26 protein-coding genes are annotated in these 24,115 nt (G+C 38.9%); 1 reads left to right on the forward strand and 25 read right to left on the reverse strand.

Going from position 1 to position 24,115, the window contains the following annotated elements; translation table 11 throughout:
* Positions 1–4: 4 nt before the first annotated feature.
* From recO to rpsU, 16 genes are all read right to left on the reverse strand, one after another.
* A complete protein-coding gene (recO, locus tag B1R93_RS03125; protein ID WP_088102508.1) occupies positions 5–772 on the reverse strand; it encodes a DNA repair protein RecO in 768 nt (255 codons plus the stop codon).
* Between the two features lie 39 nt (positions 773–811).
* On the reverse strand, positions 812–958 hold the full coding sequence (locus tag B1R93_RS03130; RefSeq protein ID WP_088102509.1) for a YqzL family protein: 147 nt from the start codon (positions 956–958) through the stop codon (positions 812–814).
* 290 nt (positions 959–1,248) lie between these two features.
* Entirely contained in the window at positions 1,249–2,157 is a 909-nt protein-coding gene (era, locus tag B1R93_RS03135; RefSeq protein ID WP_088102510.1) for a GTPase Era, read from the reverse strand.
* A complete protein-coding gene (locus B1R93_RS03140) occupies positions 2,150–2,548 on the reverse strand; it encodes a cytidine deaminase (RefSeq protein WP_088102511.1) in 399 nt (132 codons plus the stop codon). Before B1R93_RS03140 ends, era begins: the two co-directional genes overlap by 8 nt.
* The gene (locus B1R93_RS03145) at positions 2,541–3,284 is read right to left on the reverse strand and encodes a DUF502 domain-containing protein (RefSeq protein ID WP_088102512.1); all 744 of its coding nucleotides are present in this window, start codon (positions 3,282–3,284) and stop codon (positions 2,541–2,543) included. Before B1R93_RS03145 ends, B1R93_RS03140 begins: the two co-directional genes overlap by 8 nt.
* 43 nt (positions 3,285–3,327) lie before the next feature.
* Positions 3,328–3,717: a diacylglycerol kinase family protein gene (locus B1R93_RS03150; RefSeq protein ID WP_088102513.1), complete on the reverse strand. Its 390-nt coding sequence runs from the start codon at positions 3,715–3,717 to the stop codon at positions 3,328–3,330.
* Positions 3,701–4,171 carry an rRNA maturation RNase YbeY gene (ybeY, locus tag B1R93_RS03155; RefSeq protein WP_088103388.1) on the reverse strand — a complete coding sequence of 157 codons (471 nt, stop codon included), beginning with the start codon at positions 4,169–4,171 and terminating at the stop codon, positions 3,701–3,703. Before ybeY ends, B1R93_RS03150 begins: the two co-directional genes overlap by 17 nt.
* Positions 4,172–4,173: 2 nt before the next feature.
* Positions 4,174–6,324 carry an HD family phosphohydrolase gene (locus B1R93_RS03160; protein WP_088102514.1) on the reverse strand — a complete coding sequence of 717 codons (2,151 nt, stop codon included), beginning with the start codon at positions 6,322–6,324 and terminating at the stop codon, positions 4,174–4,176.
* A 95-nt stretch (positions 6,325–6,419) separates the two neighbouring features.
* Entirely contained in the window at positions 6,420–7,388 is a 969-nt protein-coding gene (locus B1R93_RS03165; RefSeq protein WP_088102515.1) for a PhoH family protein, read from the reverse strand.
* A 5-nt stretch (positions 7,389–7,393) separates the two neighbouring features.
* The gene (gene yqfD, locus B1R93_RS03170) at positions 7,394–8,581 is read right to left on the reverse strand and encodes a sporulation protein YqfD (protein ID WP_088102516.1); all 1,188 of its coding nucleotides are present in this window, start codon (positions 8,579–8,581) and stop codon (positions 7,394–7,396) included.
* Positions 8,582–8,662: 81 nt separating this feature from the next.
* Positions 8,663–8,944, reverse strand: a complete 282-nt coding sequence (yqfC, locus tag B1R93_RS03175; RefSeq protein WP_088102517.1) for a sporulation protein YqfC — start codon at positions 8,942–8,944, stop codon at positions 8,663–8,665.
* 267 nt (positions 8,945–9,211) lie between these two features.
* On the reverse strand, positions 9,212–9,724 hold the full coding sequence (locus B1R93_RS03180; RefSeq protein WP_088102518.1) for a hypothetical protein: 513 nt from the start codon (positions 9,722–9,724) through the stop codon (positions 9,212–9,214).
* 36 nt (positions 9,725–9,760) lie between these two features.
* Complete coding sequence (gene floA / locus B1R93_RS03185) at positions 9,761–10,759, reverse strand: flotillin-like protein FloA (protein ID WP_088102519.1); 999 nt, start codon at positions 10,757–10,759, stop codon at positions 9,761–9,763.
* A gap of 16 nt (positions 10,760–10,775) precedes the next feature.
* Positions 10,776–12,119 carry an NfeD family protein gene (locus B1R93_RS03190; protein WP_088102520.1) on the reverse strand — a complete coding sequence of 448 codons (1,344 nt, stop codon included), beginning with the start codon at positions 12,117–12,119 and terminating at the stop codon, positions 10,776–10,778.
* 202 nt (positions 12,120–12,321) lie between these two features.
* Positions 12,322–12,765: a GatB/YqeY domain-containing protein gene (locus B1R93_RS03195; RefSeq protein ID WP_088102521.1), complete on the reverse strand. Its 444-nt coding sequence runs from the start codon at positions 12,763–12,765 to the stop codon at positions 12,322–12,324.
* Between the two features lie 17 nt (positions 12,766–12,782).
* Complete coding sequence (gene rpsU, locus B1R93_RS03200; protein WP_003323311.1) at positions 12,783–12,956, reverse strand: 30S ribosomal protein S21; 174 nt, start codon at positions 12,954–12,956, stop codon at positions 12,783–12,785.
* 202 nt (positions 12,957–13,158) lie between these two features.
* Here rpsU and B1R93_RS03205 point away from each other — a divergent pair, with 202 nt between their 5' ends.
* On the forward strand, positions 13,159–14,097 hold the full coding sequence (locus B1R93_RS03205) for a Na/Pi symporter (protein ID WP_088102522.1): 939 nt from the start codon (positions 13,159–13,161) through the stop codon (positions 14,095–14,097).
* Here B1R93_RS03205 and B1R93_RS03210 read toward each other — a convergent pair whose 3' ends face one another.
* From B1R93_RS03210 to hrcA, 9 genes are all read right to left on the reverse strand, one after another.
* Positions 14,098–15,090 (reverse strand): DMT family transporter, encoded by a 993-nt coding sequence (locus B1R93_RS03210; RefSeq protein ID WP_088102523.1) that lies wholly within the window; start codon positions 15,088–15,090, stop codon positions 14,098–14,100.
* Between the two features lie 36 nt (positions 15,091–15,126).
* Complete coding sequence (deoC, locus tag B1R93_RS03215; RefSeq protein WP_425348918.1) at positions 15,127–15,810, reverse strand: deoxyribose-phosphate aldolase; 684 nt, start codon at positions 15,808–15,810, stop codon at positions 15,127–15,129.
* Positions 15,811–15,962: 152 nt separating this feature from the next.
* Complete coding sequence (gene mtaB / locus B1R93_RS03220) at positions 15,963–17,312, reverse strand: tRNA (N(6)-L-threonylcarbamoyladenosine(37)-C(2))-methylthiotransferase MtaB (RefSeq protein ID WP_088102524.1); 1,350 nt, start codon at positions 17,310–17,312, stop codon at positions 15,963–15,965.
* Positions 17,313–17,317: 5 nt separating this feature from the next.
* Positions 17,318–18,070 carry a 16S rRNA (uracil(1498)-N(3))-methyltransferase gene (locus tag B1R93_RS03225; RefSeq protein ID WP_088102525.1) on the reverse strand — a complete coding sequence of 251 codons (753 nt, stop codon included), beginning with the start codon at positions 18,068–18,070 and terminating at the stop codon, positions 17,318–17,320.
* A 20-nt stretch (positions 18,071–18,090) separates the two neighbouring features.
* The gene (prmA, locus tag B1R93_RS03230; protein WP_088102526.1) at positions 18,091–19,023 is read right to left on the reverse strand and encodes a 50S ribosomal protein L11 methyltransferase; all 933 of its coding nucleotides are present in this window, start codon (positions 19,021–19,023) and stop codon (positions 18,091–18,093) included.
* 193 nt (positions 19,024–19,216) lie between these two features.
* Positions 19,217–20,329 carry a molecular chaperone DnaJ gene (gene dnaJ, locus B1R93_RS03235; RefSeq protein WP_088102527.1) on the reverse strand — a complete coding sequence of 371 codons (1,113 nt, stop codon included), beginning with the start codon at positions 20,327–20,329 and terminating at the stop codon, positions 19,217–19,219.
* Between the two features lie 195 nt (positions 20,330–20,524).
* Positions 20,525–22,360: a molecular chaperone DnaK gene (dnaK, locus tag B1R93_RS03240; RefSeq protein ID WP_088102528.1), complete on the reverse strand. Its 1,836-nt coding sequence runs from the start codon at positions 22,358–22,360 to the stop codon at positions 20,525–20,527.
* Between the two features lie 53 nt (positions 22,361–22,413).
* Entirely contained in the window at positions 22,414–22,974 is a 561-nt protein-coding gene (gene grpE, locus B1R93_RS03245) for a nucleotide exchange factor GrpE (protein WP_088102529.1), read from the reverse strand.
* A gap of 94 nt (positions 22,975–23,068) precedes the next feature.
* Positions 23,069–24,100: a heat-inducible transcriptional repressor HrcA gene (gene hrcA / locus B1R93_RS03250; protein WP_088102530.1), complete on the reverse strand. Its 1,032-nt coding sequence runs from the start codon at positions 24,098–24,100 to the stop codon at positions 23,069–23,071.
* Positions 24,101–24,115: the final 15 nt, after the last annotated feature.

A 24,115-nucleotide genomic window follows, 5' to 3' on the forward strand; every position in this document is an offset into this window, starting at 1 on the left:
GCTGTCAACTTGAATTCGGATCCAAGTTAAGGTTCATACGTTCTAGCTGTTCCAAAAATCGTTTTGATTTTAATGTCACGCCAGAATATTCATCATAATAGGAGGAAATCACCGATTTTAGTTCAAGCTTTGTTTCCTGTTTTAACGAAATTTGACCAAGTCTTTCGAGATCTATGTAATAAAATAATCGTAATAATCGAGCAGTATGTGCGCTAATCTTTAACGCGCGCTCATCTCTATGAACACAATGATTACATAAAAACCCCGCATGGCGGATAGAAAAAGCTACCGGTAAGTCTGTTGTTCCACAGCTAATACAAGCGTCTAATTGAGGCGATATTCCTGCTACTGACATCATCTTCATTTCAAAAATTCTAAGTAGAACATCTGGATCCATTCCCTCATTCAAATAGTGTAAAGTGTTTTTTAACCATTCAAATATTTTAGGGTGTCTTTGCCTCTCTTCTGTTAACTTATCTGTTAATTCTACGACATATGTTGCATAAGAGGCTCGGAATAAATCATTCCGAACCTCACGAAAAGAATCAATAATCTCTCCTTGGTTTAATGTTCCAAGTCCAGTGCTTTTTTGATAAAGGAATGTTCCGTAAATAAACAACTGAGAGATAGCCGTTAGTCGACTTTTCGGTTTTTTTGAACCTCGTGCCATGACGCCTACTTTTCCTAATTCTTTAGAGTAAATCGTCACAATCTTATTCGACTCTCCATAATCTGTTGTACGGATTACTATCCCTTCTACTCTTTGTAACATACTTTTCACCACACCTTCGATTTGCAAGGTGCAAACATGCTAATGAGTCGCCGCGTCTTGATTTTCACTCATTTCAACGTCTTCTTGTCCGAATTGCTCATCTGACTCGCGCTCAAGCTCCTTAATTAATAAATACGTATCTACATTACCGGTTTTTGAAAAGACTTTCCAGGATAAATCGAGCATATCAGAATCCACCTTTCTATCAAGACTTCAACGTTCCATACTAATATCATGACCTTGTTTGCACGTTTCATGTTAAGGAAATATTGTTAATTTACAGTGCTTGACATTTAAAAAAAAGAAAATTAATGACTACATACCTTTAGTCAATAGGTTTAGTTATTGGATACTTCGATATAAAAAGCGTTTACAGTTCTATTATTATCATATACGTTTGATAAATAAAAAACAATGGCTATACGCCTAGCCATTGTTAAGTCTCTGTTAACGGTATCTTTCATTTTTATAACAAATTAATATTCGTCTTCCCTAAAGCCATAATCACGTAAATGAGCTGGCTTATTTCGCCAATCCTTCTGTACTTTCACCCAAAGCTCTAAAAATACTTTTGAGCCAAGTAAGGATTCAATATCTACCCTCGCTAGCTTACCTACTTCCTTTAACATACTACCTTGTTTTCCAATAACAATCCCTTTTTGTGATGTCCGTTCAACAATAATAGTTGCCCCAATATATACCGTATCATTCCGTTCACGATGCTTCATTTGCTCAATGACCACTGCTACCGAATGAGGGATTTCTTCTCTTGTTAAATGTAAAACTTTTTCCCGTATTAATTCGGCGACGACAAAACGTTCAGGGTGATCCGTTACTTGATCGGCTGGATAATATTGCGGACCTTCATCCAAATACTCTACAATCTGTTCCATTAATGTCGGGACATTGTTTCCATTCAATGCAGAAATAGGGATTACTTCTTTAAATTCATGCTTTGTACGATATGTCTCGATAATGCCTAGTAAATCATCAGGATGAACCTTATCAATTTTATTAATAACAAGGAATACTGGTGTCGATGTTTCCTTTAAACGCTCAATAATAAACTCTTCACCGGAGCCAAAGGCCTCACCTGCGTCTACAACATAAAGAACTAAATCAACTTCACGTAACGTATTTTGTGCAACCTTCATCATAAAATCGCCTAGCTTATGCTTAGGCTTATGAATACCTGGTGTATCAATAAATACGATTTGAGTTTCATTTGACGTGTAAACACCTTGAATTTTATTTCTCGTCGTTTGTGGTTTGTCAGACATAATCGCAATTTTTTGACCAATTACATGATTTAACAATGTTGATTTTCCGACATTTGGTCTTCCAATAATTGAAACAAAACCTGATTTAAACTTAATATTATTCATCCATATCCTCCGCTGTAAATGCTCCAGGCAAAATTTCCGCAACTGTCGTTCTTTGAATATCGCCTTTTAAATTTGATAAAATAACCATTGTTTCCGGTCGACAAAGCTCTACCATTACCTGACGACAAGCCCCGCATGGTGGAACTGGACGGTCTGTATCAGCCACGACCGCAATTGCTTTAACTTGATGACTTCCTTCTGAATAGGCTTTAAATAAAGCCGTACGTTCTGCGCAATTTGTTAATCCATATGACGCATTTTCAATATTAGCTCCTCGAAAGATTGATCCATCTTCCATTAATAAGGCAGCGCCCACTTTAAACTTTGAATAAGGTACATATGCTTTCTCCCTTGCCAATAATGCTTCCTTTATCAATCCTTGGTCATTCATCCAGATCTTCCTTTCTTTTTGAACGGACATGTACAATTAGATTAGATTCATCAATTTCTACTTCTGAATGCTCAAGTTTACTTTTCCGGTCTGGAGGCACAACCACCCCACCCGATATAATAAATTTCAATCCTTGTTCTACCGACATATTTAAAATAATTACTTCGTCTCTCGGAACTAACACAAGCCATCCTGACGTTGGATTAGGTGTTGTAGGAAGAAAAACATTAATACAATCTTTGGAGGTGACTCGTTGAACCTCCCCTTTCGATTCACCTGTTTGAAATCCTACTGTATATAAACCTTTTCTTGGATATTCAACTAAAACAACATTTTTAAATGAAGTTCGTTCCTGTGCAAACGCATGAATAACCTGTTCAACTGATGTATAAATTGAATTTGCAATAGGAACACGTCGGAAGGCCCGGTCGATAGAATTAAAAACACGCTCGCCCTTCCCTTGAATCCTCATGGCACCTACCCAAGTTACTAAAAGGATTGTTAACACAAATCCGATTCCTAATAAACGTTCTGAAAAAGGAGTATAGACACCAAGAAAGAACATTCTACCATCATCAAATGTAATGACATTCATGCCCTTTAACACATTCGTTATAAAAGAACCAAGAAAAGCATCAATCAACGTAAATAAAAATTGAATGACATAAATAGTTATAATTGCTGGTAGTAGAAAGATTATACCTGCAATGATATTTTTTTGAATTCTTTTCCACATAACGAAGAGGTTCTCCTCTCATACAAACTCCCTCTACAATAAACTAAGAAAACATACGGATTAGAGGTGGGACAAAAATAATGCTTCCAATAATAACAGCAAAGAAACAATAGATGAAAACCGCCGCCGCCGCTATATCTTTGGCTCTTTTTGCTAGCGGGTGATACTCCCTTGTTACCATGTCTACCGTACGCTCAATAGCAGTGTTCATTATTTCTAATGAAAACATTCCTGCAATTACGAGCAATAATATTAACCAGTGTGCAAGCGGAATTTGTATAATTGCCGCCAGTGCTATAACCAAAATAGCGGTAATCAAATGTACTTGCATATTTTGTTCATACTTACATACATATTTTAGCCCAGAATACGCGTATCCAAACGACCGCAAGAGGCGCTTAAACCCCCGCCGATTTCTATCTTGTAATCCCATACTCGGTTAAGATGTCCTCTTGTCTAGCGAACATCTCCTTTTCTCCATCTTCAGTTATATGGTCATAGCCTAGCAAGTGCAAAAAACCATGAATTGTTAAAAAAGCAAGCTCCCGCTCAAACGAATGACCATATTCTTCTGCTTGTTCGTGGATACGCGGAACGGAAATGATAATATCACCAAGCATATTCGGCAATTCATCTGATAATATATCTAATTCATCTTCACCTTGTTCATTTAGGGCAAACGAAATGACATCTGTTGGTTGATCTTTATCCCGATATTCTTTATTGATTTCTTGGATCCTGTTATCATCAACAAATGTTACGGAAAGTTCAACTTCACCTCGTAAGCCTTCCATTTGCGACGCTTTTTCAACGATTTGATTTACTAGTTGTTGATGGTCTTCACTTAAAGTATCCGTTTCATCAACTAAATCCACAGTTAAATTTATCATTACTGCTCTTCCTTTCCTTTCTCATCCTCTGGATACTCGATTCTTTGGTGGAATGTTCCCTTTAAAGTTTCACAAATCGATACAGCAATTTGATCAAGCTCACGGAGCGTCAAATCTGATTCATCAAATTGCCCATCTTCTAGCTTATCATTGATAATTTTTCTAATAAGGTTCTCAATTTTATCCGGTGTTGGCTTTTGCATTGACCTGACAGCTGCTTCAACACTATCAGCTATCCCTACAATTGCCGCTACCTTTGTTTGCGCCTTCGGACCCGGATAACGGAATTGTGATTCTGGAACAGGCTTTTCTGCCTCTTGATTCGCCTTATGATAAAAATATTTTAACAAGGTCGTACCGTGGTGCTGCTCAGCAATATCAACAATTTCCTTTGGCATTTTATATTCTCGCAACAATTCCGCACCATCATAAGGATGAGCAATAATGATTGTTTTACTTAATTGCGGCGAAATTTTATCATGAGGATTATCCATTTTCATCTGATTTTCAATAAAGAAGTGCGGTCTTCTTGTCTTACCTAAATCATGATAATATGCACCAACCCTAGCTAGTAAGCCGTTTTCTCCAACTGTCTCACAAGCAGCCTCCGCTAGGTTTCCGACAACAACGCTATGATGATACGTACCAGGAGCTTCTGTTAATATTTTCCGTAACAGAGGATGATTTGGATTTGACAATTCAATTAGCTTTGAAGTTGATAAAATTCCAAATCCCGCTTCTAGAAAAGGTAATAGACCAATCGTAATTACTGCAGCAATAAAACCAGATAGTACCGCAAAGCCAACGTGCATCCCAATTTCAATCCATGTGCTTTGGACTGATTTAATAAACAAAAGTGATACCACAGCTAAGATATTAACACCGCAGACAAAAATTCCAGCTCTAAGAATACGAGAAATACGATTTGATTCACTTAGAAAGTACGCACCAGAGACTGAACTAAAAAGAAGATAGAATCCATAAGAAAAATTAAAAAACCCTACAGAATCATTACTATAAAAGACACTTCCAATTAAGGCAAAAACAATACTTGTTAAAATTGCTACCCTCGTATGAATTAATAAAGTAAGAAGCATAGCACCAATTGACACAGGAACAACATAACCTAAACCGATAATCCCCATGCCTTCAAGTAAACTTGAAATTTTTATAATCACAACCGTTACAATAAAAATTAAAGTAAACATTAATAAATGACTATTGTTTTTTTGAACGGACGTCTTCGATTCATTAACAAAATACGCGAGCATTCCAATTATTAATAGTACAAGAATAGCTAAACCTATGTAGGGATAGATGTTAAACGAATCATCAAGCAATCCGACAAGTCTTAGTTGCTCATAGATTTCATGATTGACCATATCGCCTTCCTTCACAATTAACTGTCCCTCACGTATGATTACTGGTTCAACTGTTTCAGCAGCTTCCTGACGAAGCCTTTCAGTTGATTCAGCATCGTATATATAGTTAGGAATGATTGCGAATTGAGCAATTTCAACCATAGCATCTGATAAACGGTTACTTACTGTTGATATCGCAAACTGATCCTTTACGGAATCCTTTGCTTCTGTTAAATTTCGAATCGTAATTGTTTCACTCATCACTTCATGAACTGCATTTGTTGTTGCTTCTTTTGCAATTTTAAGTTGTGCTGGTGATGCCTCGAGCAACGTTACAATCGTTTCTTCAGACAGATCATTGCTTGTCCCCGAAGATAAAACTTCTTGAACATAGGCAAGTTGTTCTTCTAATAGCTTATCCTTACTCTGCTCTTCCCGTTCTTCCGCCTCAAGCTGGTTCACACTATCAATTAGTTCAAAAATATCATTCACTTTTGCTACCTGTGCTTGAGAGTATTCTTGCTTTTGTTCATACACAGGACCAATTGCATTAACAGCCTCGGTTCTTTTTTCTTCCGTTGCAACTTTATTTTCAATTGTAATCGGTGAGCGAATGTCCTGTTCGGCGATTTGGGATAAACGTATATCTAACGTTTCAGGAAGAATATTATCTAGCATTAAAAGATAAATAAAAATACCTAGACAAAAAAACAATACACCTCGAATATATTGGTGGTCACTAATTCTCTTCCACCACTTCATTTGATCAATTGGTGAGCGTTTTCTCAAGCTTGTCACCTCATTTTAAGGCTTATTTGAATAGATAAGACCCTCATCTTAGGAGGGTCTTATCTGCATATTTCCCGTGGTTGTAAAGAATTTGCTTACTCCTCGTCCTTTTCCGACGATTCATATGCACTTAAAATTTGTTGAACAAGAGTATGACGAACGACATCAGATTGCTGAAGATAAATAAAACCGATGTCTTTCACATTCTTTAAAATATCAATGGCTACCTTTAGCCCTGACTTTTTTCCACGTGGTAAATCAATTTGCGTTAAATCCCCATTTATCACCATTTTAGAACCGAACCCAAGACGTGTAATAAACATTTTCATTTGCTCTTGTGTCGTATTTTGAGCTTCGTCTAAAATCACGAAAGCATCGTCAAGTGTTCGCCCACGCATATAGGCGAGAGGAGCAACCTCTATCGTTCCGCGCTCCATTAAACGTGCTGTTTGCTCAGTCCCTAACACGTCATGAAGAGCATCGTAAAGAGGACGCAAGTAAGGGTCTACCTTTTCTTTTAAATCACCGGGCAGGAAGCCTAAACTTTCGCCGGCCTCAACAGCAGGTCGTGTTAAGACGATTCGTTTAACATACCCTTCTTTTAATGCCGTAACGGCCATAACCACAGCTAGATACGTTTTACCCGTACCAGCTGGTCCAATTCCAAACACCATGTCTCTTTTCCGAATAGCAGTGACATAATGTCTTTGCCCTAATGTTTTTGCAATAATCGGCTTTCCTTTAACACTTGTTGCAACTTTTTGATCATACAGCTCATATAATTCATCTAGCTGATTCCGTTCAGCCAATTGAACGGAATATACAACATCACGTTCAGATATTGAAATACCTTTTCTTATTAATTGAACTAGGGCATGAATCACTTGCTCTGCTTGTTCAATACTTTCCTGTGCTCCACTTACTGATATGGCTCCTCCCCTTGTTACAAGAGAAACATTTAATAATTCTTCAATTCGCTTCAGATGACGATCATGAGGTCCGATTAAAGCTTGTGTTTCATTGGAATCTCTGACTTCTAGCTGAATCAACTTCATTTCCGACAATAGACTCAATCTCCTTGAATAATCGGCTGCTCCGATGTAATATCTTCTATTACTTGGTAGTGAATCTGTAATTTTACTTTACCATTCTCCACAGCTTCATGCAAAACTTTTTCACCAATTATCTCTGCATCCAATGGAACTCTTCCCTTTAACTCATGACGAGCCATTTCCTTGGCTGCTTCAATGGCTTCCTCTTTTTTATACGTTCGATTATAGTTTGAAGTTTCTTGAATCTCTATACGTTTATAATGGACAGGAAGTGACCACTTTAAAAGTTGAAATGCTTTTTTTTGTTCAAAAGCTTCGTATTCTGAAAACTTATTTTTGCCAAAGCCCCAAATTGGTATAGCAATATGACCAAAAGTTATATAATGCTTCGTTTTCTTTTCACCAGTCAATGTAGTAAAGACACTTTCCAAAGGCACGGTAACATTTGACTTGTACCAAATTTCCCCTAGAACCTTTGCTTCGGCAGGAACAATTTCTGTCTTTCCTTCTTTGCCAATAAAACCTGATACAAGCATATCCCCTTTTTGTACAAAGTCATTTGGCTTCACCTGAGCTTGACCATGTTCAACATAAATATCATGGATAATCGCCTTTTTTTTCGCAATAAGATGCCTTGGACTATGTTTTTCTGCTTCCTCTGGAAGTTTTTGTTCTACGACTTCAAACTCATAGGTCGTCCCTTTTTGACGCACACCTACCCAAGTTGCACCAGATACCTGTTCTGTTACATTCCGTTGAATCAATTCAACACTTGGAAGAGAAAACTGAAATCTTCCACGTTTAATTCCCATTTCTTCTACAACTTGTCGAAGCTCAAGTTCTACCTGAGGTGACGCTCCTTTTATCTCAATATTCCAAACCATATTTGATAAAATAAACATAACAATAAAAAAACCGGTGATACCTGTTACAAAGCCAGAACGTTTTATCACTTTCTTCATAAAGAATGGCAATCCCCGCCGAGCAGTAAATGTCACTTTACAGTTCGTAACCCTAAGCAAAGGACGAATACGATGAACATCCTCAAGCTCCATAAAACAAACAATTCGTTCGTCACCCACACGCTTTATATTCCAGATCTCAACTCCACTTTCAATACACCGATTAAGAAAACGCTCCGGGTACTTCCCTTCGATGCGCAATCGAACATATCCCCGAATCGCAGGCATCCAATTATTTTTCATTTTCTATCCCCCTACTTCAGTCCCTTATAAAGTTTTTTCAAAAAGGTAAGCACCTTTTTGAAAAAACTTGTTTTATGTATGTTATTCGTTGATGTATTGAACATAGTCGATTCGTCCTTCTAACAGAATTTCTTCTGGAAGAATCGTTTTAATAACAAAATGGTCCCCCTTAATAAGCAGCTGACCCTGTTTTAAAAGAAGACGTAATTCTTGATTAGAAAAACGTAAAACTCCACGATGATTTTCTATATAAATGTGAAGTTGACCTATCATAGTTATCCGGGGTAAATCCATCATTACATCAGCAGGAAGCTGCATCTGCTTTGTCATCCATGATTTCATTTGTTGTCTGATTTTTTTCATGCTGTGATACCCCCTCTACTTCATTTTTATGTAGGAGTTCTCTTTCATATCACAACTATTGTAGGGAGATTTAGAAAAGGGACATATCTGTACTTTTTGAAATGTAGATTTCAAAAAGAAGAGGCTGTGCCAAAAGGTTGTTTTTTAACCTTTTGACACAGCCTACAATGAGTGTAGTCGCTACATCTTTTACAAGCCTACGATATAACGACCGGAGCTATTGCTGTGCACGCTTTTAGCTTTTGAGACAGACTCCATCTTCATTCATTAACGAATTTTTGTTCTTTGATTAAAGCTTTGATGTGGTTGTCTTGAACGAGGCTTTCCAAGAACTTCAGCCCAAACCACTGCTTTCATAGCCTCTTTATTCGATAATCGGTTTAAATGTAAATCTAGTCGCTCACGTTTTTGTTCATTTACTCGTTTACTAGGCTTAGAACCTTCCACGTTGTCTTCAACCTGTTCACGACGTTTTCGCATTTCCTGAAGTTGCTCATACAACTTTTCATTTTCCGTTTGAACCTCGGGTGTTTCAACGGGTTCAAAACGAACAATTTCAGGTTCTTGACGCTTTTGTTCTATCGGTTCTTCTTGTTTAAATATTTCTTTCCAATCAACCTCAGATTGCTGTTCTTCACGACCAGGCCAGCCCATTTGCTTTCCTTGTTGTGCTTCTCCACCTTGTGCGGCTCTCTTAAAAAAACTAAGTAACCCTCCCACGATTAAAACAACCAAAAAGAGATTTGACATAATAAACTCAAAAATTTGTTCTAACGACATTGTTTTCTCCTCCTTCCTTTGTAGAAGGATTCATTATTAATCATGCTTCTCGTCTTGATCTTCGCCTGTTGCTTTACTAATTGAACCACGCATATCTGTATCGGCCATGACATTTTGATAGTTCATGTAATCCATAACCCCCATATGTCCTTTACGCAATGCATCTGAAAGGGCCATAGGAACTTCTGCTTCTGCTTCAACAACCTTCGCACGCATTTCCTCAACTTTAGCTTTCATCTCTTGCTCCTTCGCAACAGCCATTGCACGACGCTCCTCAGCCTTTGCTTGGGCAATCTTCTTATCCGCTTCAGCTTGATCTGTTTGTAGCTCAGCACCAATGTTTTTACCGATATCAATATCTGCAATATCAATGGAAAGGATTTCAAATGCTGTTCCTGCATCTAATCCTTTGGAAAGAACGGTTTGAGAAATCATATCTGGATTCTCAAGAACTTTTTTATGATTATTCGCGGAACCAATTGTTGAAACAATCCCTTCACCAACACGAGCGATAACCGTATCTTCTCCGGCCCCCCCAACGAGTCGGTCAATATTTGCACGAACCGTGATTCTCGCTTTCGCTTTTACTTCAATCCCGTCCATCGCAACACCGGCAATAAAAGGGGTTTCGATTACTTTAGGATTTACACTCATTTGAACAGCTTCAAGTACGTCACGACCAGCTAAATCAATAGCTGCTGCACGCTCAAAGCTTAAATCGATATTTGCACGTTGCGCTGCAATAAGTGCATTTACAACACGATCAACATTACCCCCTGCAAGATAATGCCCTTCTAGCTTAGAAGTACTCAGGTCTAGACCAGCTTTAACTGCTTTAATTAATGGATTTACAACACGAGCAGGAATAACTCGACGTAGTCTCATACCGACTAACTCAAATATTCCGATTCGAACCCCCGCTGCTAGTGCTGAAATCCACAGCATAACTGGTACAAAAGTGAAAAGTACTGCTAAAAGAACAATGATGAGCCCAAGGCCAATTAATAAACTAAGACTTCCTGGATCTATTGGCATATTAAAAATCCTCCCTTTATTTATCTTCTTTTATTTCACGCACAACCGTCCGCGAACCAGATGTATGGACAATCTGGATTTTCCTTCCTCGTTCAATATATCCTCCTTCAGTTACAACGTCAAGACGCTCCTCACCAAAAACAGCTGAGCCCGAAGGACGTAAAGGTGTAAGTGTCTCACCAACTAGCCCTATTAACTCATTTCTTGTAGCATTTGAAATATAGCCCTTTTCAGTACTAGTTGAATCTGTTAAAATCATTTTCTTCCATGGTCCTCGGTGACCAAAATAGCGAAAGACATATATCATTACGATTGTAGTTACAATAACAGCTATTACGATGGACATAAGCATTGATGCGGTTGAAAATGAAGCTAATAGCATCCCACCAATAATTGCCCCAACCCCTAGTAATCCAAATATCCCAAATCCAGGTATGAAAATTTCAATTAATATAAGAACAAATCCAACAACAAATAGAATCAAGGATTCCCATCCAGCAAACCCAGCAAATAAGTGCCCGAAGAAAAAGAGCAATAAAGCTGATAACCCCATAATTCCTGGGATTCCAAAGCCCGGTGAGTACAGTTCAAGAACAAGACCAAGGCTTCCTATAGATAATAAAATCGGAATCACTACAGGGTGCGTAACAAATCGAGCAACCTGTTCAGAAAAGCTTACCTCCATATCCCGCTCAATCACATTCTCTAGTCCGAGGAATTCCACTAACTCTGCCCTATTTCCAGCAATTGCTTCAGCATAGCCAACCTCTAATGCTTCACTTGCTGTTAGGGTAAGAAACTCATCACTAGTCAAACCGAATTCCGGGATTTCAATCGTTTTGTCAGCCATAGCTAAAGCATATTTTGGGTCACGATCGTTTAGTTCAGCTGCTGTTTTCATTCGACTAAGCCAATAAGATTGTGCCTTTTCCTCCGCAGCATTTCCAGCCCCATCAATAACACCTGCAGCACCCATGCTTGCATTAGGCACCATGACTATTTGATCTGCATTTAGCGCAATATAAGCACCTGCAGAAATCGCATCTGTATTGATAAATGCTGTAATCGGGATTTCAACACGTTGCATGAGCTTGGCAATCTCACCAGCTGCATCGACCGCTCCACCTGGAGTATGAATCTCTAGAACAATATGCTCAGCACCTTCAGCTAACGCTGCATCGAATGAACGCTCCATAAAGGCAGCTAAACCCCTCTCAATAGTCTGTTCAACAGGGATATAATAAATAAGCGGCCCTTTAGCTTGTTCATTACTATGTACATACATTTGAATCGGTATAAGAAAAAAAGCAAGAACTATAAACATAAAAGAAAGCTTCCTACTGAACGATCGACGATTCATGATTTCTCCTCCTTCCTTCATAGTTTATTTACTATACGGATGATTAAGTCAGTAGGTTTCAACTTTTTTAACCGAGTTTCTTCGGATCTTAACATAAGTACCTACCATTTAGCCAGCTTTACATGATAAAACCAACTCTGAGGCTCCTATTAAAAAACGTCTTACCTTCTAAATAATTTAGAAAGTAAGACGTTTGTGTCATTTATGATAAGTGTTGTTGCACGAGACGATTCACAAGACCACCATCAGCTTTTCCTTTAACCTTAGGCATGATTGCTCCCATGACCTTACCCATGTCTGCTTTGGTTGAGGCACCTACTTCAGAAATCGTTTCTTTTACAATTTCAGTAACCTCTTCTTCAGAAAGCTGCTCTGGCATATAGTCTTCAAGTACTGTAATTTCATCACGTAGCTTGGAAGCTAAATCTTCACGGTTTGCTTGTTCAAACTCATGGAGGGAATCCTTGCGTTGTTTCAGTTCGCGATTAAGCACCGTAAGGCTTTCATCGTCTGTTAAATCACGTCCGAGCTTAATCTGCTCGTTTTGCAACGACGACTTTACCATACGGATGACAGAGAGCTTTTGTTTATCCTTGTTCTTCATCGCATTCTTCATATCTTGGTTCAACCGTTCAAGAAGACTCAATGAATCCACCCTCTCAATTAGAACTTACGTTTTCTTGCTGCTTCAGATTTCTTCTTACGCTTTACACTAGGCTTTTCGTAGTGCTTACGCTTTTTAACCTCAGCCAACGTTCCTTCTTTAGAGAGTGATCTCTTGAAGCGACGAAGTGCAGCATCAATCGATTCGTTTTTGCGAACACGAGTTTCTGCCATTATATTTCCCTCCCTCCGAAACAACCAACTCACGACGCACAATCAGTTTCGTGCACGTCTTTTTAGATTATAATATATCTCACTAGATTAATCAACTGAAAATCGACATTATTTAGCTTTTTTAAAATAAATTATCAAGCACTATTTTTTTCTGTCATGCTTGCCCACTCTTGTCCATACATTGGTACAGAGGTGGGTCGCCATGTTTAAAGAATTGTTTTCATTATTTGTTGTGTTTATAGCCCTTTTCTTATTTGGTATGGTCGTTATGAGAGTAGGGCTTTTAGAGCTAGGACAAAAAAAAATGAAGGAGAAGCTTTACAAATTAACAAGTTCACCTTGGAAAGGTCTTCTTGTCGGTGCTCTAGCAACGGCACTTTTGCAAAGCAGCTCCGCAATTATGGTTATGACTGTAGGCCTTGTTGCTGCAGGCTACTTAAGTTTCAGACAGTCTATTGGAATTATATTAGGGACAAACATTGGAACTACGGTAACAACTGAACTAATTGCATTCGATTTGTCAACTTTTATCTTTCCAATGTTAGCCATTGGACTTATCATGCTCCTTCTACCAACAGTAGTCTGTTATTGTATCGGATGTATTTCTTTTGGGCTAGCATGCATTTTTATTGCGATGGATGGTTTAGAAACACTCGCTTACCCACTTGCATCGTTACCGACGATTCATTCTTTTTTCGAGCTTACAAATAACAATGAACTCCTTGGATTAGGAATCGGGACAATATTAACTGCCATCATCCAATCAAGCACTGCAACGACAGCTATTGCGATGGGGTTTATGAATGATCATGTGTTAGAACTTTCTGCTGGAATCGCGATTATGCTTGGAGCGAATATTGGTACTTGCATTACAGCATATTTAGCAAGTATTGGCTCTGGAGCAGCCTCGAAGCTTGTCGCCTTTGCACACGGTTGGTTAAATTTACTTGGAGCAGTCTTGTTCTTACCGCTTATCCAATGGCTAAGTGCCGTAGCGATCTCGTTAACACCGATACCTATGATGCAACTGGCACATGCAAGCATGATATTTAACATTACTTGTTCACTACTCATGCTTCCGTTCGTTTCCCACTTTGAGCGGTTTGTTAAATGGATTCACACAACAAGTCCAGCTAAGTAATTAGCTGGACTTGTTAATGAAACGATTTTGTTTTAACGCGATTGAAGAACTTGACCTTTTCTTTCGCGAAAGAAAACTATGGATAACCATTCCAATCACAATGCACACTAGTCCGAATATTGACCAGGAAGATGGTAATGACCCTGATAGTAAAACGAGTTCCCCTAGTAATGCAAACATCACTGCACCGGACTGAGTTGCTTCAACAGCTGCTAGCTTCTGCGGTGATTCTCTAACCATATCTGTTGCCCAAAAAAACAAAACGGTAGCAATGACACCTGAAAATAATGCTACTAAAAAGGATTGGAGAACTTGGGTAGGACTAGGTATACCTGAAAAGACCAAGCCAAATGCTGCAATAACAAACCAAAAAGGCAAACTCGCTAAGGTCATTCCGAGTACACGTTGGAATGTATCGATTTTCCCTCCGTACATTACGAGCATTTTGCGATTCCCTAGTGGGTATGCAAATGCCGCAATAATAATTGGCACAACACTGATTATAATCATCATTAGACTAATATTGTCACTTTGCTGAAATTGAATTACCGCAACTCCACTTAAGATAATAAGAGAAGGCCAAAGAGACCTTAAAGGAATCGTTTGTCTTTGTTTAATTGTTCCACTGTCCGTCTTAAGATACTCGAAAAAAAATGGTGTCAACAATAATCCAGCTACAATGGTGATTTGCCACGTACCAGCCACAAGCCAGCCTGGTCCAAATGATGCTACAAATGTAATTGGAGCATAAAATAAGACAAACCCAACAAAGCTCCACTTCACCCAATAACGTGGATTCTCTTTCATATGGATATATAACGTAAATACCCCTCTACGCATCCATACAATAAAAAATAGTAATGGTACCATAAAAATAAAACGCAACGATGAACTCCAGTACCAGCTTCCACCTTCAAGTTCCATTGACCGATTTAGAATAAAGGTAAAGGAAAAAAACATTGAGGCGATAATCCCAATTAATATTGCCTTCATTTTAAAGGACCTTCTTTCTTAAATAAAACATCCTAATCAATACTCTGTATTTGATTGTTCTCCTTTTACGATCGAAACACCTGCACTTGCACCAATTCGTGTAGCTCCTGCTTCAATCATTTCTTTTGCTCCCTTTAAGTCCCGAACTCCTCCTGATGCTTTCACACCCAATTCTGGCCCTACTACTTTTCTCATTAACCTAATATCCTCTACCGTTGCCCCACCTGTTGAGAAGCCTGTTGACGTTTTTACAAAATCAGCACCGGCTTTTACAGCCAATTCACAAGCATGTTTCTTTTCATTATCTGTTAAAAGACTTGTTTCAATGATGACCTTCGTTAAAGCCTTCCCTTTTGCGGCCTCCACAACCGCACGAATATCTTGTTCTACTAACTCAAAATTTTGGTCCTTTAAAGCCCCGATATTAATAACCATATCAACTTCAGTTGCCCCTTCATCAATAGCATGCTTTGTTTCGAACGCCTTTACTTCTGAGGATGAGGCACCTAGCGGAAAGCCGATAACAGTACAAACTTTAACAGCTTCCTGGTCGCTTAACAGTTCCGCTGCTAGCTTCACCCAGGTTGGATTAACACAAACTGAAGCAAATTGATATTCCTTCGCTTCTTTACATAATGTTATAATTTGCTCCTTTGTTGTTTCAGGTTTTAATGCTGTATGATCAATATATGATGCAATAGCTTGGTTCAATTCCAACATCCCTTTCCTTCTGTAAGTTAGTATACATATTTTACAATTTATTATTTACAAAGAAAAGCAACATTCAAATCTTTTCTTTGTAACATATGAAAAGTAATATTCGCTAAAAAAATAGGGTCTGATTCGTTTTAGTGCGATTCAGACCCTTCCACTTATCCAAGAATAGTTTCCTTCTGTTCGACATCTTCTAACACTCGAACAAATTCACCTTCATTATAAGGATAACCAGCTTTTATAATTTTTACTTTGATAAGCTTGCCGACCATCTCTTCAGATGCAGGGACCTTTACTTTTAAATAATTGTCTGTGTATCCGATATATAAACCGTTTTTTGGCTGCTCTTTATCCTTTTCCTCAGGAATCATTTCAAGAACTTCACCTTCAAAGTTAGATGCATATTCCTTTGCTAATTGATTCGAGAGCTCAATTAATCGATGGACACGTTCGTTTTTCACCTCTTCTGCAACTTGGTCATCCATTCGTGCAGCTGGTGTACCTGTTCGTTTCGAGTATGGAAAAACATGTAGTTCACTAAACTTATGCTTTGCGATAAAGTCATAGGTCTCTTGAAACTCATCTGCAGTTTCGCCAGGAAAACCGACAATTACGTCAGATGTCACAGCTAACCCAGGCAACGCTTCCTTTAGACGTTCAAGTCTATCTGCAAAAAATTCCATCGTATATTTTCGTCGCATCCGCTTCAAAACAGAATTTGAACCTGATTGAATCGGAATATGAAGATGACGAACAACCTTTTCTGATTTATTAATTACACTTATAACTTCGTCCGTTAATTGACTAGCCTCAATGGAAGAAATACGTATACGCTTTAATCCTTTAACATTTTCTAAATCCTGCAACAGACGAGCTAAACTGTATTCTTTTAAATCTTCACCATAACCACCAGTATGAATACCTGTTAAAACAATTTCTTTATACCCTGCTTCGACTAATTGATTTGCTTGTTTCAAAACCTCTTGCGGATCACGTGAACGCATTAATCCACGTGCCCACGGAATAATACAAAACGTACAAAAATTATTACAACCCTCTTGTATTTTTAACGAAGCCCGTGTTCGATCTGTAAAAGCTGGAACATCAAGTTCTTCATAGATACGCGACTTCATGATGTTTCCGACACCATTAATCGGTTCACGCTCACGCTTAAATTGCTCAATATACATGAGCATTTTCGAACGATCTTGTGTACCCACAACAATGTCTACACCTGGAATAGCCATAACCTCCGCAGGGGACGTTTGCGCATAACATCCGGTTACGCAGATAACAGCATCTGGATTTTTTCTAATCGCTCTTCTGATAACTTGTCTGCTTTTTTTATCGCCTGTATTTGTCACCGTACATGTATTGATTACATACACATCAGATGTTGCTTCAAATTCAACCTTCTCATACCCTTCCTGTTTGAAGAGCTGCCAGATGGCTTCCGTTTCATAATGATTAACTTTACAACCTAATGTTTGAAATGCTACTGTTGGCATCTTCTTCACCCCATTAATTCGAAATGATACGAAACAGTCGATAGTACGTATAACGATGCTGTTTCTGTTCGTAAAATTCTCGGTCCAAACCCCGCTAATTTGGCTCCGGCTTCTTCTAGCTGCTCAATTTCTTGCTCTGTCAAACCACCCTCCGGACCGATTACGATAAGGAGAGAATCACCCACTTTAAGATTACGTAAGCATTGTACAAGCTGAGAACGTTCCCCAGATTTCCCCGATTCCTCATAAGCTACGAGACAGCTCGAAAAAGAAGAAACCTGCTCTACTAAGCTAGAAAACGTCATCGCTGGTTGAATCGTTGGGATTCGTTCTCTATAAGATTGCTCCGCTGCTTCCTTCGCAATTTTTTCGAGCCTTTCTATTTTCTTTCTCGCTTTTTTCTCTTCCCATTTTACAACTGAACGAGAAGCGGAAAATGGAACAAACGACGTTGCGCCAAGCTCTGTTCCTTTTTGAATGATAAAATCAAGCTTGTCCCCTTTCGGTAAGCCTTGTGCAATGGTAACAGAAATCGGAAGCTCTGTATGAGGATGAAGAATTTCTACAATTTTTGCCGTTACCTGTTCTTCTCCTAGTAATTGTAAGGTGCACCGAACTGTTTTGGAATTGTTATCACTACAAATGATTTCATCGCCCTCTTTCATTCGCATCACTCGAACGATGTGCTTAACATCATCACCTGTTATCGTAACTGTATCCTCTGTCATTGCTTCAGGCTCAACAAAATAACGTTGCATCTGTATCGTCCTCACTCTTCTTATTTAGTCGCAATAATAGCTACCCAATCCTCCAGCTCGATGACTTCTTTAATGGAAAAACCACCTTGGATAAGGGCGTCTTGGACATCCTGCTTTTTTCGTTTAATAATACCTGATGTGATATATGTCCCCCCAGGTTTAAGAACCGCTGCCGCATCTTGGACAAAACGAACAATAATTTCTGCTAAAATGTTTGCAACGACAACATCATATTGCCCTGCTATTTGCTCAAGTAAATTATTTTGCTCAACCGATACAACATCGTCTACTTGATTTAACATAACATTCATTCTCGCACTTTTTACAGCGATATCGTCAAGGTCTAGCCCAAGAACAGTTTTCGCCCCTAACTTTGCCGCAGCGATACTTAATACGCCTGAACCAGTCCCAACATCAATGACCTGTTCTCCACCTTTTAGCACCTTCTCGAGTGACTGTATACAAAGGATCGTCGTTGGATGCGTTCCTGTCCCAAACGCCATTCCAGGATCTAATTCAATCGTTGTCTCGCCCTTCTCAGGTTGATATTCTTCCCATGTTGGCACAATCGTCAATGAATTTGAAACCTTTACTGGCTTATAGTATTTTTTCCATGCTGTTGCCCAATCTTCCTCATGAACCTCTACTAGCTGGACTTTGTTATGTCCAAGATCAATATCATGTGTGACCAAAGTATTTATTGCTAATTTAATCTCTTCAATCGTCCTATCAAGAGAGTGATTAACAGGAAAATAGGCTTTAATCATGACTCCCTCTTCAGGGTAATCATCAGGAGAGAGTTGATAGATTTCACCATAATGAACGCCCCATTCCTTCACAAGGTCTGTCGGGTCTTCAATAACAACCCCACTTGCACCAGCCTCATGCAAAATGTGACAAACTGGCTCAACAGCTTCTTGCGTCGTGTGAATACTAAACTCGGACCACTTCATTATCTCTCCATCTCCTTTTGACAGTTAAAAAAGGATGACTTCAGTCAGATTAGTTACATAAAATCGATTTTCTACATTCTCCAAAACCAATTAATGCTTTCCAAGTTATCCGACTGAAGACATTTACTTTTCTCTTAATATTTACTTTCCTACAAACTTAATATTAATAACTAATAATGCTTATATTGTATTGTTATCCTTTAAAAGCACGCTTTACCTTTGCAAAGAAACCGTCATTTTGCTCGTCCGGTTGCCCACCAGTCATTTGAGAAAACTCGCGAATTAATTCCTTTTCTTTATCCGTCAGATTTTTAGGCGTAACAACACGAATCTTTACATGCTGGTCCCCTTGACCTCTGCCATGGACATTCGGAACACCTTTACCTCGTAATCGAAAATCAGTTCCCGTTTGCGTACCCGCAGGAATTTTCAGCTTGATTTTTCCATTTAATGTTGGAACCTCAATTTCATCCCCTAACGCAACTTGAGCAAATGTTAATGGCATCTCACAATATACATCGTCACCATCGCGTTCAAAAAATTCATGAGGCTTTACGTTGAACACAACATATAAGTCACCCGCAGGACCACCATTCACTCCTGCTTCACCTTGACCTGGCACTCTTAGTTGTTGCCCGTGATCGATACCAGCTGGTACGTTAACCTTAATTTTCTTACGCTTACGTACTTTTCCTTTTCCACCACATGTCGAGCATTTCTCTTTTATAAATTTACCTGTTCCTTCACAATGCTGACACACACGACGATTTACAACACGACCAAAAGGTGTATTTTGCTCTATGTTGAGTTGACCAGAACCTCCACAATGGGAACAAGTTTCTGGCTTTGTCCCAGGCTTAGCACCAGAACCCGTACATGTTTGACACGTTTCTTCCCTTGGAATTTCAATCTCCGTGTCTTTACCGAAAACAGCCTCTTTAAACTCAAGCGTCATTGTGTATTGAAGGTCGGCACCTTGTCGTGGGGCATTTGGATTTCTTCTACCAGCTCCACCTCCAAAGAACATATCGAATATGTCTCCGAAGCCACCGAAATCTCTAGCACCACCACCACCAAATCCTTGATTTGGATCTGTATGACCAAATTGATCATAGCGTGATTTTTTTTGAGGGTCGCTTAATGTATCATACGCTTCCTTTACTTCTTTGAATTTCTCCTCAGCATCCGCGGCTTTATTTACATCTGGATGATATTTCCGTGCAAGCTTCCTGTAGGCTTTTTTCACTTCATCAACCGATGCATTTTTATCAACACCAAGGACTTCATAGTAATCTCGTTTACTCATGTCATCCACTCCCGATTCTATTACATAACGTTCATCATACCATCTCTATTCAATATTACGCAAGATGAGGACATATTTTTCCACCATCCATTAACTTGACATATTCGTAGAAAAAGTCAAAGCCATTTGATTTGACTTTGACTTTTTCGTACATTCCTTCGCATTAAATTGAATCATTCAATTTAGTATTTTTCTTTATTTCTTTTCTTCTTCTTTTACTTCTTCGTATTCTGCATCTACAACATTATCTTCTTCCTGTTGGTTACCTTCTCCTTCAGCGCCTTGAGCCTGCTGTGCTGCTTGTGCTGCTTGCTCATAAAGCTTTGTAGAAAGTGCCATAACGATTTCCTGTAACTCGTCCTTAGCTGTACGAATCTCATCAAGATTATTAGCCTCAATTGCCGACTTAAGCTTTTCTTTTGCCGCTTCAGCCTTCTCTTTCTCCGCTTGGTCAACATTGTCACCAAGATCCTTTAATGTTTTTTCTGTTGAGAAAACTAGCTGATCAGCTTCATTGCGAAGCTCAACTTCTTCACGACGCTTTTTGTCTTCCTCAGCATTTGCTTCTGCGTCTTTCACCATTTTCTCAATCTCTTCATCAGAAAGACCAGAAGAAGATGTAATTGTAATCGATTGTTCTTTATTTGTACCAAGGTCCTTCGCCTTAACATTTACAATCCCGTTCGCATCAATATCAAATGTTACTTCAATTTGTGGAACGCCACGAGGTGCTGGCGGGATATCAGATAATTGGAAACGACCAAGTGTTTTATTATAAGCAGCCATTTCACGCTCACCTTGTAGAACATGAATGTCAACAGATGGTTGATTATCCGCTGCTGTTGAGAATACTTGTGATTTCGACGTTGGGATTGTTGTATTACGTTCAATTAACTTTGTAAATACGCCCCCCATTGTTTCGATACCAAGAGAAAGTGGTGTAACATCTAGTAAAACAACATCTTTAACATCACCAGTTAATACACCAGCTTGAACAGCTGCCCCTAGAGCTACAACTTCATCAGGATTTACACCTTTATGTGGCTCTTTACCAGTTAGCTTCTTAATAGCCTCTTGAACAGCTGGGATACGAGTTGAACCACCAACAAGTACAATTTTGTCAATTTCATTTGCAGAAAGACCAGCATCTTGCATCGCACGGCGAGTAGGCCCTAATGTTCTTTCTACTAAATCTGCAGAAAGCTCTTCAAATTTTGCACGAGTTAAGCTTAACTCTAGATGCTTAGGTCCTGTTGCATCAGCTGTAATGAACGGAAGAGAAATTTGCGTTTGTGTTACACCTGAAAGATCCTTCTTTGCTTTTTCAGCGGCATCCTTTAAACGTTGCATAGCCATTTTATCTTGAGAAAGGTCAATTCCATTATCCTTTTTAAACTGCTCAACAAGGTAATCAATAATGACCTGGTCAAAGTCGTCTCCACCAAGCGCATTATCACCTGAGGTTGCTTTTACTTCGAAGAAACCATCACCTAACTCAAGAATCGATACGTCAAATGTACCGCCACCTAGGTCATATACTAGAATCGTTTGGTCTTCTTCTTTTTCAAGACCGTAAGCAAGTGCTGCAGCAGTAGGCTCGTTAACAATACGCTCTACTTCAAGACCTGCAATTTTTCCAGCATCTTTTGTTGCTTGACGCTGAGAATCGTTAAAATAAGCAGGAACTGTAATTACTGCTTTTGTAACTTTTTCTCCAAGGTACGCTTCTGCATCGGATTTTAGCTTTTGCAGAATGATAGCTGAAATTTCTTGTGGAGTATAGTCCTTACCATCAACAGACACCTTATGATCCGTCCCCATATGGCGCTTAATTGAAATAATAGTATTAGGGTTTGTGATTGCCTGACGCTTTGCAACTTCCCCAACTTGACGCTCTCCATCTTTAAACGCAACAACAGATGGTGTTGTACGATTTCCTTCTGGATTTGGAATAACGGTTGCTTCTCCACCTTCCATTACTGCAACACAAGAGTTCGTTGTACCTAAATCAATACCGATAATTTTACTCATTTTACGTTCCTCCTAAATATCTAGTTTATTCAATAACTTCTCTATCGAAAGGGTTAGGCGTTTACCTTCACCATTGAAGGTCTGAGCACACGATCCTTTAATTTATAACCCTTTTGCAACTCTTCAACAATTTGGTTTGATTCATACCCTTCTTCCTCAACCTGCATAACCGCTTGGTGTAAGTGAGGATCAAATGACTGCCCAACTGTTTCAATTACTTCGACACCCTCATTTTTTAGAGTATCCTGTAATTGCCGATAAACCATTTCCATCCCTTTTAATAGAGATTTCGCTTCTTCCTGTTCAGGGTTAACGAGTAACGCTCGTTCGAAATTATCAATTACAGGTAGTAGTCCTTCGATAAAACTTTGTGCTCTATATTTTGCAGCCGCTTCTTTTTCTTCTCTTGAGCGACGACGGAAATTATCATAGTCAGCTTGCACACGAAGTAATCGGTTCGTTAAATCTGCAACTTCTTTTTCTAACGAATTTTCTTCGCTCTCTTCTGATTGTCCTTCCTTGTTGGCATCAGCCTCTTCAACATCATTTGCACTTACTTCTTCAACTTCTTCCGTTACTTCCTCTTCGATTGTTTGCGTTTCTTTCTCTGCCAACTTACTCACCTCCTACTAGATTTTCATTGCTTATGTATATGACAAAAAGCTGTTGAAGCTAATACTTCACAACTAATTGTCAATATTACCATTTCTACCCTTGTTGATACAAGTTTGTTAGTAGCTTCGTTAAATCTTTTGATAAAGAATCGACGACACCGATCACACGACGGTATTCCATTCGTGTAGGCCCTAAAATCCCAATTGTCCCCATATGTTTTCCACCAATTGAGTAGGTTGCGGTAATCATGCTACAGCTATCGAAGGCCTCGAGATTATTTTCTTCGCCAATTCGCACTTGAACCCCATCATGTTGCGCACGAAGAATTTGATTCATTACACGGTCTTCTTCTAGCATATTTAAGAGCATTTTTACTTTATCTATATCACGAAACTCTGGTTGACTCAGGAGATTTGTTTTTCCGCTATAGAAAACTTTCTCTGACTTTTCAACATTAAATGAACTTGATAACACATTTAATACATGCTCATAGTTATTGACATGTACTCTCATGACATCTGCAATTTCTTTTTTTAACTTGTGTCTAAGTTGGTACAGCGGCACTCCCATGAGCCTTTCATTTAATATGTTTACTGTTCGTTCTAAATCACCAGGCTCCATCGCTTCAGGGATATTGATAGTTTGATTCTCCACGTGTCCCGTATCAGTTACCAATATTAGAATAGCGGAGTGCTTTGTTAATGGTATAATTTGAATTGAACGTAGTTTCGCCTCAAACATTTCGGGCCCAAGTACGATAGAAATATAGCTGGTCATATTCGATAGAATGCGTGCTGACTGTTGAATAACATGTTCAATTTCCTGCATTCGTTCCGTAAAAAGCGTACGGATATCTGCTTCTTCTTCGTCTGTTAAATGGTGCGGGATTAATAGGTGGTCTACATAATAGCGATACCCTTTTTGAGACGGGATACGTCCTGCTGAACTATGAGGCTTTTCAAGGAATCCCAACTCTTCTAAATCCGCCATATCATTGCGAATAGTCGCAGGACTAAATGTTATATCTTCACGCTTAGAGATACTACGTGAACCAACGGGCTCTGCAGAACGAATATAATCATCAACAATAGCATGTAAAATCGATAATTGTCTCTCTGTTAACATCCCATATCACCCCTG

It is taken from the genome of Halalkalibacter urbisdiaboli, from assembly GCF_002156385.1.
GTDB classification, from domain to species: Bacteria; Bacillota; Bacilli; order Bacillales; family Bacillaceae_D; genus Halalkalibacter_A; species Halalkalibacter_A urbisdiaboli.